Origin of the sequence: Vibrio sp. 1167 (genome assembly GCF_033340375.1) — a bacterium.
In the GTDB taxonomy this organism is placed as follows: domain Bacteria; phylum Pseudomonadota; class Gammaproteobacteria; order Enterobacterales; family Vibrionaceae; genus Vibrio; species Vibrio alginolyticus.
Genome location: NZ_JAWOWK010000002.1, coordinates 579,387 through 592,747, shown reverse-complemented (window position 1 = coordinate 592,747; position 13,361 = coordinate 579,387). Strand labels below are relative to the sequence as shown.

At 46.4% G+C, this 13,361-nt stretch carries 11 protein-coding genes; 8 read left to right on the top strand and 3 right to left on the bottom strand.

All coding sequences use genetic code 11. The annotated features are described in order from the left end of the window. The first annotated feature begins 18 nt into the window (after positions 1 to 18). Genes R7Z78_RS05965 through R7Z78_RS05955 form a run of 3 tightly spaced genes read left to right on the top strand, consistent with a single transcriptional unit; the run spans position 19 to position 5,478 of the window. Positions 19 to 651 (top strand): DUF2760 domain-containing protein, encoded by a 633-nt coding sequence (locus R7Z78_RS05965; protein ID WP_005389474.1) that lies wholly within the window; start codon positions 19 to 21, stop codon positions 649 to 651. Further along, positions 651 to 2,612: an Hsp70 family protein gene (locus R7Z78_RS05960; protein WP_169644496.1), complete on the top strand. Its 1,962-nt coding sequence runs from the start codon at positions 651 to 653 to the stop codon at positions 2,610 to 2,612. The genes R7Z78_RS05965 and R7Z78_RS05960 overlap by 1 nt, the downstream gene beginning before the upstream one ends. A 55-nt stretch (positions 2,613 to 2,667) precedes the next feature. After that, positions 2,668 to 5,478, top strand: a complete 2,811-nt coding sequence (locus R7Z78_RS05955) for an Hsp70 family protein (RefSeq protein WP_104975297.1) — start codon at positions 2,668 to 2,670, stop codon at positions 5,476 to 5,478. A gap of 85 nt (positions 5,479 to 5,563) precedes the next feature. Here the strand turns inward: R7Z78_RS05955 and R7Z78_RS05950 are convergent, their stop codons facing one another. Next, the gene (locus tag R7Z78_RS05950; protein ID WP_005377692.1) at positions 5,564 to 5,758 is read right to left on the bottom strand and encodes a hypothetical protein; all 195 of its coding nucleotides are present in this window, start codon (positions 5,756 to 5,758) and stop codon (positions 5,564 to 5,566) included. Between the two features lie 86 nt (positions 5,759 to 5,844). Between R7Z78_RS05950 and R7Z78_RS05945 the strand changes: the two genes are divergently transcribed. Next, a complete protein-coding gene (locus R7Z78_RS05945) occupies positions 5,845 to 6,531 on the top strand; it encodes a DNA-3-methyladenine glycosylase I (protein ID WP_005377694.1) in 687 nt (228 codons plus the stop codon). 91 nt (positions 6,532 to 6,622) lie between these two features. Here the strand turns inward: R7Z78_RS05945 and R7Z78_RS05940 are convergent, their stop codons facing one another. After that, entirely contained in the window at positions 6,623 to 7,600 is a 978-nt protein-coding gene (locus R7Z78_RS05940; protein WP_017634034.1) for a Gfo/Idh/MocA family protein, read from the bottom strand. 11 nt (positions 7,601 to 7,611) lie between these two features. Then, positions 7,612 to 7,899 (bottom strand): putative quinol monooxygenase, encoded by a 288-nt coding sequence (locus R7Z78_RS05935; RefSeq protein WP_017634033.1) that lies wholly within the window; start codon positions 7,897 to 7,899, stop codon positions 7,612 to 7,614. A gap of 103 nt (positions 7,900 to 8,002) precedes the next feature. On the opposite strand from R7Z78_RS05935, the gene R7Z78_RS05930 reads away from it, so the two are divergent. From R7Z78_RS05930 to R7Z78_RS05915, 4 genes are all read left to right on the top strand, one after another. Then, the gene (locus tag R7Z78_RS05930) at positions 8,003 to 8,881 is read left to right on the top strand and encodes a LysR family transcriptional regulator (protein ID WP_104975296.1); all 879 of its coding nucleotides are present in this window, start codon (positions 8,003 to 8,005) and stop codon (positions 8,879 to 8,881) included. Positions 8,882 to 9,307: 426 nt separating this feature from the next. After that, positions 9,308 to 10,651, top strand: a complete 1,344-nt coding sequence (locus R7Z78_RS05925) for a sodium/glutamate symporter (protein WP_017634031.1) — start codon at positions 9,308 to 9,310, stop codon at positions 10,649 to 10,651. A 204-nt stretch (positions 10,652 to 10,855) separates the two neighbouring features. Further along, positions 10,856 to 11,347, top strand: coding sequence for a type II secretion system protein (locus tag R7Z78_RS05920; protein WP_104975295.1), 492 nt, complete (start codon positions 10,856 to 10,858; stop codon positions 11,345 to 11,347). 273 nt (positions 11,348 to 11,620) lie between these two features. Then, positions 11,621 to 13,360 carry an ABC transporter transmembrane domain-containing protein gene (locus R7Z78_RS05915; protein WP_104975294.1) on the top strand — a complete coding sequence of 580 codons (1,740 nt, stop codon included), beginning with the start codon at positions 11,621 to 11,623 and terminating at the stop codon, positions 13,358 to 13,360. The last annotated feature ends 1 nt before the right edge of the window (position 13,361 follow it).

Sequence of the window (13,361 nt, the reverse complement as noted above, 5' to 3'; positions counted from 1 at the left end):
AGAAAGAGAAAAAACGTCATGAACATTGATTTGAACCTAATTCCTCAAACGTTCGATATGCTTCACGCTGGCCTAACCGCATCGAGCGTTTTGCTTCTTCTAGTTGCAGTGTCGCGCAAATCAAAAGTGGTCGAGAAAGTGGTAGAAAAACCAGTCGAGAAAATCGTCGAGGTTGAGAAACCAGTTGAGAAGATCGTTGAAGTAGAAAAAGTAGTGGAAGTAGAGAAAGTCGTTGAAAAAGTGGTGGAAGTTGAATCAAAACTTGCAACCGCGTCAACGGACTCTGCAATGCAGCTGCTTTCTATCATGCAACAAGAAGCTCGCCTGATTGACTTCCTAAAAGAAGACCTAACGTCATTCTCTGATGAAGAAGTAGGCGCAGCCGCTCGCGTAATCCACACTGGCGGTCAGAAAGTACTGAACGACTACGTGACGCTAGCGCATGTTCGTAACGAAGACGAAGAAACTCGCATTACGGTTGAAGAAGGCTTCAACCCACAAGAAATCCGCCTAACTGGCAACGTAACAGGCAGCGCGCCATTCAACGGCACGCTAGTTCACAAAGGCTGGAAAGCAACATCAATGACGTTGCCTAAACTTGCAGAGAACTACGATGCTTCTGTGATCGCTCCAGCTGAGGTTGAGCTGTAATGGAACACATGAACCAAGAAAACCATTCTCAACAAGCGTCTGTTGAAACTCAACAGACACCTAAATTCAGTGTTGGTATCGACTTAGGTACAACACACTGTGTCATGTCTTTTGTTGATACACACAACGAAGACGCTCGCGTTGAAGTGATGCCAATCCCGCAGTTGACTGCGCCGGGTACGGTAGAGACTCGTAGCCAATTAGGCTCTTTCCTTTACCAGCCGCACGAGCACGAAATGAACCCGCAATCACGCGTTCTTCCGTGGTCGAGCGAGCCAAAAGCTCTGGTTGGTGCGATTGCACGTAACCTAGGTTCGAAAACGCCAATTCGTCTTGTTGCAAGTGCGAAATCTTGGCTTTGCCACGCTGGTGTAAACCGTCGTGATGCTTTCCTGCCAGCAGGTAGCCCAGAAGAAGTGGAAAAAGTCTCCCCTCTTCGTGCGACAGAGCTTTACCTAGAGCATCTAAAAGACGCTTGGAATCACGCGAACCCAAATCACAACCTTGCCGATCAAGACGTGACTATTACGGTTCCTGCTTCTTTTGATCCTGCTGCTCGCGATCTAACTGCAGAAGCAGCACGTAACGTTGGCTTTGTGCACCTAACGCTTCTAGAAGAGCCACAAGCTGCGCTTTACAACTGGATCGATAACAGCAATGACAAATGGCGCGACGAAGTTGAAGTTGGCGACATCGTGCTTGTGGTCGATATCGGTGGTGGTACAACCGACCTTTCTTTGGTTGAAGTAACTGAAGACGACGGCAACCTAACTCTGAACCGTATCGCGGTAGGTGAACACATCCTACTTGGCGGTGACAACATGGATCTTGCACTTGCGTACCGCTTGAAAATGAAGCTAGCGCAAGAAGGCAAAGAGCTACAGCCATGGCAAGTTCAGGCAATGACACACGCATGTCGTGACGCGAAAGAAGCGTTATTGAACGACAGCGAACTTCAGTCAGTGCCAATCGTAGTACCAAGCCGTGGTTCTAAACTGCTTGGCGCAACGCTGAAAACAGAACTGACTCAAGAAGAAGTACAACAAACACTGGTTGACGGCTTCTTCCCTCAAGTTGCGATTACTGACCACCCTGTTCAACGTAACCGTGGTGCACTAACGCAAATGGGTCTGCCTTACGCACAAGATGCAGGCATTACTCGTCACATTGCAGCGTTCTTGTCTAAGCAAGCTAATGCCCTTTCTGCTTCAGGAAATGGCGCAGAAGCGGCTCAAGATTTCAACCCATTCGCTAACATGCCTGGTATGCCAGGTGCGGATGCAGCGCAATCAGCTGACTTCATCAAGCCAACGGCAATCCTATTCAACGGTGGTGTTCTGAAATCGAAACTTCTAGCAACTCGTCTAGAAGACACGATCAACGAATGGCTAATTGAAGCAGATGCTGAAATGGCAAAACGCCTAACAGGTGTGGATCTAGACCTTGCAGTAGCAAGCGGTGCGGCTTACTACGGCTCTGTACGTCGTGGTCAAGGTGTTCGTATCCGTGGTGGTATCGCTTCGGCTTACTACGTAGGTATCGAAAGTGCGATGCCAGCGATTCCGGGCATGGCGCCTCCAATGGAAGCACTGTGTGTTGCACCATTTGGTATGGAAGAAGGCTCAAGCGTTGACGTGCCAAGCCAAGAGTTTGGTTTGATCATCGGTCAGCCGGTTAACTTCCAATTCTTTGGCTCAACGGTTCGTCGTGATGACCTAGCGGGTACTCACCTAGACTACTGGGCACCAGAAGAGCTCGAAGAGCTACCAGAAATCCAAGTAACGCTGCCTGTCTCTGAAGGTCGTCGTGAAGGTGAAGTGGTTCCAGTTACCCTAGCTTCTCGCGTCACAGAGCTTGGTACGCTTTACTTAGAAGCCATTGCCGCTGATAACGGGCAAAAATGGCATGTTGAGTTCGATGTGCGCGAAGACGCGAAAAGCAACTCAAACGAAGAAGAATAAATAGAAATCAAACGGCATCCAATCGGGTGCCGTTTTTAAATACACGAAGGTTTGTATGGCATCTCCTCGTTTTCTTGTTGGTATTGACCTTGGCACCACAAACACTGTGGTGGCGTACTGTGAAATCACCGACAACCTTGAACAATCCGAAGTATCCCTATTCGACATCGACCAATTGATTGGTCCGGGTGAAGTGGTTCGTAAACCATTGCTGCCCTCATTCCGCTATCACCCTGCGGTTGGTCAAATCTCCCCTTCTGACCTAACACTCCCTTGGGAAAACGAACCTGTATCTGGCGATATTAGTAATGTAATCGTGGGTGAATGGGCTCGTGAATTAGGCGCTAAGGTGGAAGGACGTCAGGTATCCAGTGCTAAAAGCTGGCTATCACACCAAGCAGTGGATCGTAGTTCAGACATTCTTCCTTGGGCTGGTGCACAAGAAGTGGACAAAGTCTCTCCCGTCATTGCCAGCGCAAGCTACCTCAACCACATTCGTCAAGCATGGAACTACCGTCATCCTAGCAATAAGTTAGAAGACCAAGATGTGGTTGTGACCGTTCCAGCTTCGTTCGATGAAACCGCTCGTAAACTCACGCTTGAAGCTGCACAGCTGGCTGGTTTAAAGAAAATCGTCCTGCTCGAAGAACCACAAGCCGTATGTTACGACTGGTACGCACGCCACCAGCAAACCGCAGCTGATGAACTCAAAGAGTTACCGCTGATTCTGGTGTGTGATGTGGGCGGTGGTACTACCGACTTGAGCTTGATTGAAGCCAGTTTCTCTTCTCAAGATGAACTAGCCCTTGATCGTATTGGTGTTGGCGAACACTTAATGCTGGGCGGTGACAACCTCGACTTAGCATTAGCGCACCTTGCGGAAAGCCGCTTCAACCAGAGTAAGAAGCTCACTGCTGCAAGCCTGACTAAGTTGATTCAGCAAACTCGCAAGGCGAAAGAAAACCTACTTTCAGCGAGTGCACCTGAAGAAGTGAAGATCACCATGCTGGGCAGCGGCTCGAAACTTCTTGGCGGAACAAAGAGTATTGGGCTGAGCAAACAAGAAGTGCACCAAATCGCTTTGGATGGCTTCTTCCCGCTTTCTGATTTCAGTGAAGTACCAGACAAACGCCGCAGCGCCGTTGTCGAGTTTGGTCTTCCATACGTTGCTGACCCAGCTGTTAGCAAACACGTAGCCGAGTTCTTAACTCAGCACCAACAAGTTGCTCGTGCCGCTCTTCGCATTGAAGACGACAAACAAAATGCCATTCCGGTAGGTTTGCTACTCAACGGTGGTGTGTTCAACAGTGAGCTTGTGACTGAGCGTGTCACTACCCTCCTTTCCGATTGGCGCGGCGCTCCGGTTACGGTATTAGATAACCCACATCCAGATTGGTCTGTTGCCCTGGGTGCTGTTGCATTTGGTAAAGCACGTCGTGGTGCGCAGCTTAAAATTGGTGGCGGTGCAGCGCGTTCTTACTTCTTGCACCTTCAAGAGAAGAACAAGATGGGCAAAGCGCTCTGTTTGCTTGCAAAAGGGACAGAAGAAGGACACGAGATCCGCTTAAGTGGTCGTCGTTTCTCGCTTACCCTAGGTGAACCTGTTCGCTTTAACCTCCTGACTTCTACCCACGACACCTTAACCAATAACACCGCTATTCAAAATGGCGTGATGGTTGACGTTGACCCCGGCTTATTTGCTCCTCTTCCGCCTTATATCACCACCCTTGAAGGTGAAGGCGCTGAACTGCAAGCCAACCAGAAAGAGCGTGTAGAAGTACAACTGGCGTGTCAGTTGACCGAAGTCGGCACGCTTAAGATGGAATGTGTCAGCGCAGAAGACGATAGCAAACGTTGGGAGTTGGAGTTCGAAGTTCGTAACAAGCAAACCGACGACAACGAGCAAGTTAAGCTTCACCCTAAACTGAACGAATGTAAGGAGCTGATCGCTCGCCTTTACAGCGGTAATAAGAAAAGCGCGGAAAGTAAAGAGATCAAAACCTTAGCCAAAGATCTTGAGAAGAAACTGGGCAAACGTGATGAATGGGATTTCACGACCCTACGTCAACTGTTCGATACCTTTGCACAGGGTCGTAAGCGTCGTCGCCGTTCTGAACAACACGAGAAAAACTGGCTTCGTTTGGCTGGTTTTGCACTGCGTCCTGGCTTTGGCGATCCAACCGACTCATGGCGCATTGAGCAAGTTTGGGGTCTCTACCAACAAAACATTCAGTTCAAGAACCATCAAGGTTGGACTGACTGGTGGGTGTTCTGGCGTCGTATCGCAGGTGGTTTAAGCCAAGAGCAACAAGAGACCATCTTGGCGGACATCGCGAAATACCTACACCCTGGCGCGATGAAAAACCCACAGTCAGCCAAAGCGGCACAAGACATGGGTTATGAATCCATGGTTCGATTAGCGGCATCGCTTGAACACCTAGAAGTCGAAGACAAGGTTCTATTGGCTACGTGGTTCTTGAGCAAAGCCATCAACCATAACCAGTTCGAACAAGCACACTGGTGGGCAATGGGTCGCTTGGCATCACGTACGCCTTTGTATGGCAGCCAGCATAACGTCATTCCTCGTGAACAAGCGGAACAGTGGTTGCCTAAGCTGTTAGAGCAGAACTGGCAGAAAGAGCCAATGATCGCTTTCGCAGCCGTAATGATTTGTCGTAAGACGGGCGACCGCCTATTCGATATCTCAGACGACTACCGTGAGCAGGTACTGGCTAAGTTGAAGCAAAGCAAGGTACCTGAATCTTGGGTATCACTGGTTGAAGAAGTCAAAGAGCTATCTGAGAGCGAATCGAAGCGTATCTTCGGTGATGCACTACCAAGCGGTCTGACACTGGTAAATAACTAGGCTCTCACGCTTATAAACGCAACAAAGCCCTTCTCGTGAAGGGCTTTGTTTTATCTGATTCTAATAGCTGACGAAAGACGACTCGTTAGTTCATTTCCGTATTGATCACCACATCACGCGTTTCATTATCCATATCACTGATGCCGACCACTGAGATTTCACGGTCAGATAAATTCTCAATCATGCTGTCTTCTAACCCACCGTCCGTCATCCACGCATAGAATTTTTCCGCAATACGATCCGAACCTTCCCCGACAAACGTTAATGTGACCTTCTTCATTTGTGACACTCCATTAATTTACGATTCAGCCACTTAAGCGTAGTATGTTTCGCAAATATCGACATAAACTAGGACTAACTTCTTTTATGAGTATCGAAAAATTTGACGCGATTTATCAGCGCGCTGCCGAGCGTAAAGGTGGTGAAGATCAACTTGAAGCGCTTTTGTCTCATCCACTAAGCAAAGAAGAATTGGCGGCGATTCCAGATGACCGTTGGCTGGCCGCTTTTTCGATGAAGGTATTCCAAAGTGGGATTTCGTGGAGCGTGGTTCGCAACAAGTGGCCGAACTTCGAAGAAGTGTTCTTCGGATTTAAGATTGAGCCGTTGTTGATGCTGTCAGACGAGCAATGGGAAACCAAAGCAACCGACAAACGCATCATTCGCCACCTCACTAAAGTCATGTCGATTCCTGCTAATGCTCGTATGATCCACGAAGCAAAAATCGAATACGGCTCGTTTGGCAAAATGGTTGCCGATTGGCCGCAAGAGAAAATCACCGACCTATGGGCGTATTTGAAGAAACGCGGTAATCGCCTAGGTGGGAATACCGGTCCTTACACACTGCGTCAAATGGGCGTTGATACCTTTATCTTGTCTAGCGACGTTGAAGCTTACCTGCGTAATTGCAAGATCATTGAAGGTGGCAAAGATACGAAGAAATCGCTCGATGCCACCAACAAAGCGTTTGTTCAATGGCAGCAAGAAAGTGGTAGAAGCCTGTCTGAGATCAGCCAAATCATTGCGTTCAGCACTGGCGACAACCGCATTTAAGCCAGCTGAACATAAATAGAAACGGCGCATTAAATATTGTATTTAGTGCGCCGTTTTTATTTTCATTGGTCTATTTCACCTAAACACAAGCTTACTTTGAAGCCAGTGATTCCCACTCCGTCAGTAGCTGCATGATACGGTGAGAGTCTTCCCATGTGGCACAAGGGTTCTCTAACGATGTACGCCCCGCTTCAACCGCCTGGCGGATATTGCGCACTTGATAGTAAAAAGCATCCCCTGCTGCCGGAACAGACACTTCACGCTTCGACGTCTCGTAAATTTCCACACTAAACTGGTTATCTTGCGTTGGTAACCATGGATTCGAGTCTAACGTAATGCATCCTGTACTACCCAGGATGGTGAATTGGTGTTTTAATCCATGATCTTCGGCAGTGTGTACGCTCGCCGTTTGCTGCTCTCCGAATTGCATCATCAAGCTCGACTCGCAGATATTACCGTCATGGCCTCTTCGGCCAATCGCTGTCATAGAACGGTTCTCAAAAGCTTGCTCACCCAACATGGTTTTCACCACCAAGTGCACCAGTGACATTGGGTAGCAGCCCAAGTTATACAAAGCACCTTTACTGTCTGGATTCACAAACTGTGCAATCGACGCGATATAAGACGTATGGATCGAGCGAAGGTCACCAATCTCTCCCGATTTAAGCACCGAAACCAACTCGCTGATCAACGGGTGATGCAAGTACATCAAACCCTCAGCAAAGAATACCTTGTGCGATTCGACTGCTTTTAAGGCCAGCTCGGTTTTTTCCATATCTACCGACAGTGACTTCTCACAAAGAATCGCTTTACCCTGCTCTGCCGCTTTAACGATAAAGTCATGATGAAGGTGATTTGGCAATGCTATGTAAATAATGTCGACTTGCTCATCGGCAATCAACGCATCGTAATCGTTGAACGTATTCTCGATGCCATATTGCTCAGCGAATGTCTTTAAGTTCTGCTCCGAACGCCCAGCAACCGCGTACAGTTCACTCTTGTCATCGCCTTGGATTGCCTCAGCCATGACACCTGAGATAAAGCTTGTGCCTAAAATACCCCATTTCATGTTCGCCTCTCCTATTGAGCTTGGGTTTCGAATGCTTGAACTAACTCTGCCATTTCAGCTGCAATGAACGCTTGTGTATGCGGCATAGCAAAATGCGCTTCAATCGCGGTGCGGTTTTCATATCGCTCCCAAAGAATCACACGTTGTGGATCTTTAGAATCGTAGGTCGCATTCGCTTGCAAGCACCCCGCTTCGCTTTGCATATCAAGGCAAAATTGTTCAATGGCTTCAACTACTTGTTGTCTTGGCTTATCGGCATTCATTTTCAGTTCGGCGGTAACAAAAATCGTCTCATTCATGATGGATCTCTTTCTCCATTCTTAATCATACGCCCACTGTAATTAACCTCGTTTGATTGATAAACTCTGCTTTAGTTATTTCTTTATCAACTCTGGGTGTGCAATGGATAAATTAACAAGCATGAAAGTTTTCGCTTACGTGGTCGAACACGGCAGCTTTCGTAATGCTGCACACCACTTTGATATTTCACCGACTATGGTTGGCAAGCACGTGAGCTTTCTTGAGCAAAGCTTAGGTACACAGCTGATTCATCGCACCACGCGTAAACAGTCCCTGACCGAAGCTGGCAGACTCTACTACCAAGAGTGCCACCGCATTATTGAAGACATCACCAACGCAGAGAACCTGATCCAGACGCTGATCAACCGTCCAACCGGAACTGTAAAAGTTAACTGCCCTGTCACGTATGGCAAAAAGGTCATTGCTCCTATCGTGGCTGACTTCTTAGCTGAATTTCCCGATTTGAACGTTGAGCTGATGTTGGACAACAATTTGATTGACCCATATCGAAGCGAAGCTGACGTGATTATTCGAATCGGTGAGTTGGTCGATTCGTCGTTAGTCGCGAGAAAATTGGGTGAATACCACATGACTTACTGCGCCTCACCCTCTTATCTTAAGCTGCATGCCCCTATCCAATCGCTTGATGACCTTGAACATCATCATTGTTTGGGATTTCAGTACCACCAAGGGGAAAGCCAACAGGTGGTGAACATGCCATCTAATACCTTTGGAAACAGCAACACCCGATTAACGTCTAATAATGGTGATGTGCTTAAGTTTGCCGCGTTAAAAGGCTCTGGTGTTCTTCTGCAACCAAAGATCTTAGTTGAGCAGGAAATCCAATCTGGCGCCTTGGTAGAAATTCTCCATTCACACATTCCCAAGCCAAAACCGATCCACCTGCTTTACCGTTCAAAACAGCTTTCCCTTAAAAATCGCACCTTAGTCGATTTTGTTCTTTCGCATGTGAATCCGTAACGCCACACCATAAAGCGGCGACAATTTAACCATTTAATTAACTTTTATTGTCGATATGACAAATATTATTGCTTATTAATTGTCTTTATTTTTCATGTTGTTAGTAAAGAACGCTCATTTAGTGAACATCATTTATTGATTCACACCAATTGCATTGCTCTGACAAAGTGACTACGATTGCCGCCTTTCCTGAGTGAACTATCAAAAAAATATCGAGAAATTTAATCTAATTTCTCTTCCTGTTCGTGTGCAATCACAACATTTACACTCATTTCAAATTGCATAAGCACATTCCTTTGCTTATGAAAACGACATTGATTTCTCAACGCTTTTAGTCACGTATGTGACTTTTTGGCTTGAGAGAGATTTTTATTCAAGGTAGGTCACAAGGACGCTACCCCTTGACTGCATTTACTGGAGGATAAGATGCCTAAAGGTCTAATGCTGACTGACTTAGCCATCGCTGGCTTACTATTGATTTTGGCAAAAGTCATTCGCGTTCACGCGCCATTACTACAGCGTATGTACATTCCATCGGCGGTTCTCGCAGGATTATTCGGTCTAATTTTTGGACCAGCCCTGTTAGACGTACTGCCTTGGACCGATACGTTTACCGCTAACGCAAGCCTATTAACTGCTGCACTTTTTTCTGCGTTAGGTCTGGCAACGGATGTTCCATCACCTAAAGCCGTCGCACAGCGTGCTGGCTCATTGTGGGCATTTAACCAAATCGCTTCTGTTTCTCAGTGGTTGTTTGCGGCAATGTTTGGTCTAGTTCTCACAACCTTCTTCTGGCCAGAGATTAATCCTGGCTTTGGTGTGACAATGTCTGCGGGTTTTATGGGCGGACATGGCTCTGCATCTGTTGTTGGTGAAATCTTCACGGGGCTTGGCTGGGAAGATGGCTTCACACTTGGCTTAACGTTCGCAACCGTGGGTATTTTCATCTCGATTTCTGTCGGCATGCTCATGCTGCAATTCGCATTGAAGATGGGTTGGATTCGTAGCTTTACGACCTTCGACAGCATGGACGAACACGAACGCAAAGGCCTTGTTAAGCCTGATGATCAAGAACCGGTAATGAAAGACACCATGTCTTCCCTGTCGGTTGATTCTTTTGCGATTCACGCGGCGTTGGTTGTAGTGGTAACAGCTTTCTCGTATGTAGCGGCTAACTACTTATCTTCTTTCCACGATAAGGTACAAATCCCTACGTTCGTAACTGGCTTCCTTGGCGGCATGCTCGTGCGAATCGTCGCGAAACAAACGAAAGCTTCACGCTATCTTTGTGACGGTGCATTCAAACATGCTGCGGGCATCAGTACCGATTATTTGATTATCTTTGGTATCTCAGCCATCAAGATTACCGTCTTAGCCCAGTATTTAATGCCGATGGTAGTACTTGCAATCGGCGGTATCGCCTTCACACTATGGCTAATCTTCTGGGTTGCCCCACGTATCATGGGAGAAGATTGGTTCGAGAAAGGCATTTTCTCTTGGGGTTGGTTAACCGGTACAGTTGCCATGGGTATTGCGTTGCTTCGCATTGTTGATCCAAAAATGCGTAGCAAGGTGCTTGATGATTACGCCATCGCTTATGTCCCTGGCTCAATCACTGACATCTTTATCATCTCTTTGATGCCAATCGCGATGTATAACGGCATGCACTGGCAAGCGCTTGGTGTAGGATTAGGTTACATCGCAATTGTCTTATTTATTTGGCGATTCATTTTTAAACGTAACAGCAGTGCTCTGACACACGAATCTTAGTCGCTTTACTCGGGAGGATTTTATCCTCTCGAGTTCATTCCTTGGTTTTTATCAAAATCACTCCTCATCTCGAAAACAAGCAACTTGTTTTATATTTGAGATTTGCAATCCCGATCTCTTACTATCATCCTTTTTTAATACTTGACCTGAAAGTTTCTATATCAGAATAGCCGCCTATTCGTTTCTAAAACATGGAGAAAGGCTGTGCGTCGCTCTCAAGGATTTACTCTTATTGAACTCATTGTGTGCATCATCATTCTTGGTATTGTAAGCGTCGTTGCATTTCCTAAATTTCTTGGCTTACAAAAAGATGCCAGAGTGGCGGTTCTATATGGAGCCAGAGAAGCACTCATGACCGCCAACAACTTTGTCTACACCAAAGCAGTGATTCAATCTCAAGAGACAGTAGATGGCGGCATACAATATAACATTGATCTAGATAATGACGGCCATAACGACCTAATTGGTTACTTTGGATTTATCAAAAATGTTATTCCAGCAAAAGAGCTAGCAGGCTTTGATCCGCAACTCACTATCAACACTTGGTATGGGGTAGATAGCCCAGACGAGCCCTACTTCCTTATTGGTTTTGCAAACAAGCCTGTTGGTCCAGAACATATGTGTTATGTCGAAGTTTACTACCCAGAAACTCCTGGTGGCCAAGTGAAATACAAAATACAAACTAACGATTGCTAATTCCCATATAGAGAGTGGCAGTAACACTTTTACTTTTGGTGTCTTCATCGTTATTGCAAGGTCATGGCTCCAAAACCACCATTAACAACTATTTCACATAATGTCGTCGCACAGTTAGCTCATAGAGATAAAACCAGTAATTTGCGCCGACACATGGTTATAATTGAAACAATCTATCGTTTTTAAACCCGCCTATAACTTGTGCTTGTAAACTCATCATTTCGCTCAATAATAGTTCTATAACAAATTCAATAATTTAAAGCGGGAGGCGTAATGAGAATATTCTGGCAGCTACGTTGGTATTTCCAACAAAAGTGGAGGCACTATGTCGGATCCATTCTGCTTTTCGCTGTGATATCAGCACTACAGCTTGTTCCGCCCAAAGCAGTTGGCATCATAGTTGATGGCGTCGTAGACAACACTTTAGATACAAATACGCTGATTCTATGGCTCTCAGGGTTAACTGTACTGATCTTTACTATTTATGGGTGTCGCATCTTATGGCGAATTTGGCTTTTCGGCGCAAGCTGGGAGCTCGGGACCATTCTACGTAACCGTCTATATAGGCATTTATCGACACAGCCACCTCGTTTTTTTGAACGTTACAAGACGGGGGATCTGATGGCTCGTGGCACTAATGATGTGCGTAATATCGTTATGACTGCCGGCGAAGGGGTTTTAACCGCCGCAGACTCTTTGATCACTGGTATTGCGGTTTTAATCATTATGGTAACGCAAGTAAGCTGGAAGCTCACCGTAATGGCACTTCTTCCAATGCCATTTCTTGCCATCATCATCTTCTTTATTGTGCGTATCCTACATCAACGCTTTCGTGTCGCTCAGGAAGCCTTTTCTACCATGTCAGACATAACACAAGAGTCACTTAATGGCGTGCGAATGCTGCGTGCTTTCGGATTAGAAAACCAAGAGCAGCAACGTTTTGAAGAGGTTGTGGATGATACTGGCGAAAAGAACATCGCTGTCGCAAGAGTCGATGCTAGATTTGACCCGGCAATTCAGTTAACCATCGGTCTTTCTTTCCTTCTTAGTGTCGCTGCTGGTGCTTACCTTGTTGATAAAGGTGAGATCACGCTTGGTGATCTGACCGCATTTACGATGTATTTAGGGTTGATGATATGGCCGATGCTGGCATTCGCATTCCTATTTAACATTTTAGAAAGAGGCTCTGCTGCATGGAACCGATTACAAGAGATCTTTGATGAAAAGCCAGAAATTATCAGTGGCAATAAGCCAATAGAAAATAAACCACTTCCGTTGAAAATTGATATCGACGATTTCCATTGGTCTAGTGATTTACCGCCCGCTTTGACGGAAGTAAACATCGAACTGGAACCCGGAAAAATGTTGGGAGTTGCAGGGCCGGTAGGAAGCGGAAAATCGACCCTGTTAACACTACTTTTGCGTCAACATGATTTAGAAAACGGCTCAATTAAATTCGGTGATGTCGAGATCAAGGATGCCCTACTTCCACAGTGGCGCAACCGTTTTGCTGTCGTTAACCAAAGTCCGTTTCTATTCTCCAAATCTATCTTCGACAATATTGCCTTAGGCAACCCTAATGCAGAGAAAGAAGAAGTCTATAGAGCAGCAAAGTTAGCCTGTATACATGACGATATTGAGAAGTTTCCTGAAGGCTACCAAACAGAAGTTGGTGAAAAAGGCATTACACTCTCCGGCGGGCAAAAACAACGTATTGCGATAGCACGCGCTATGCTGCTGAATGCCCAAGTGTTGGTTTTGGACGATGCACTTTCCGCTGTTGATGGACGGACCGAACATCAAATCCTTAAGAATTTGGAAACACACTACCGTGATCAAGCCCTAATCGTTATTGCACACCGCCTCACCGCATTGGAAGCAGCAGACGAGATCATTGTCTTGAATCACGGCCACATTACTGAACGTGGGCAACATAGCGCTTTATTAGCGCATCAGGGATGGTACGCCGAAATGTTCGAATACCAAAAACTAGAACAGGCGATGGAGGAATAAT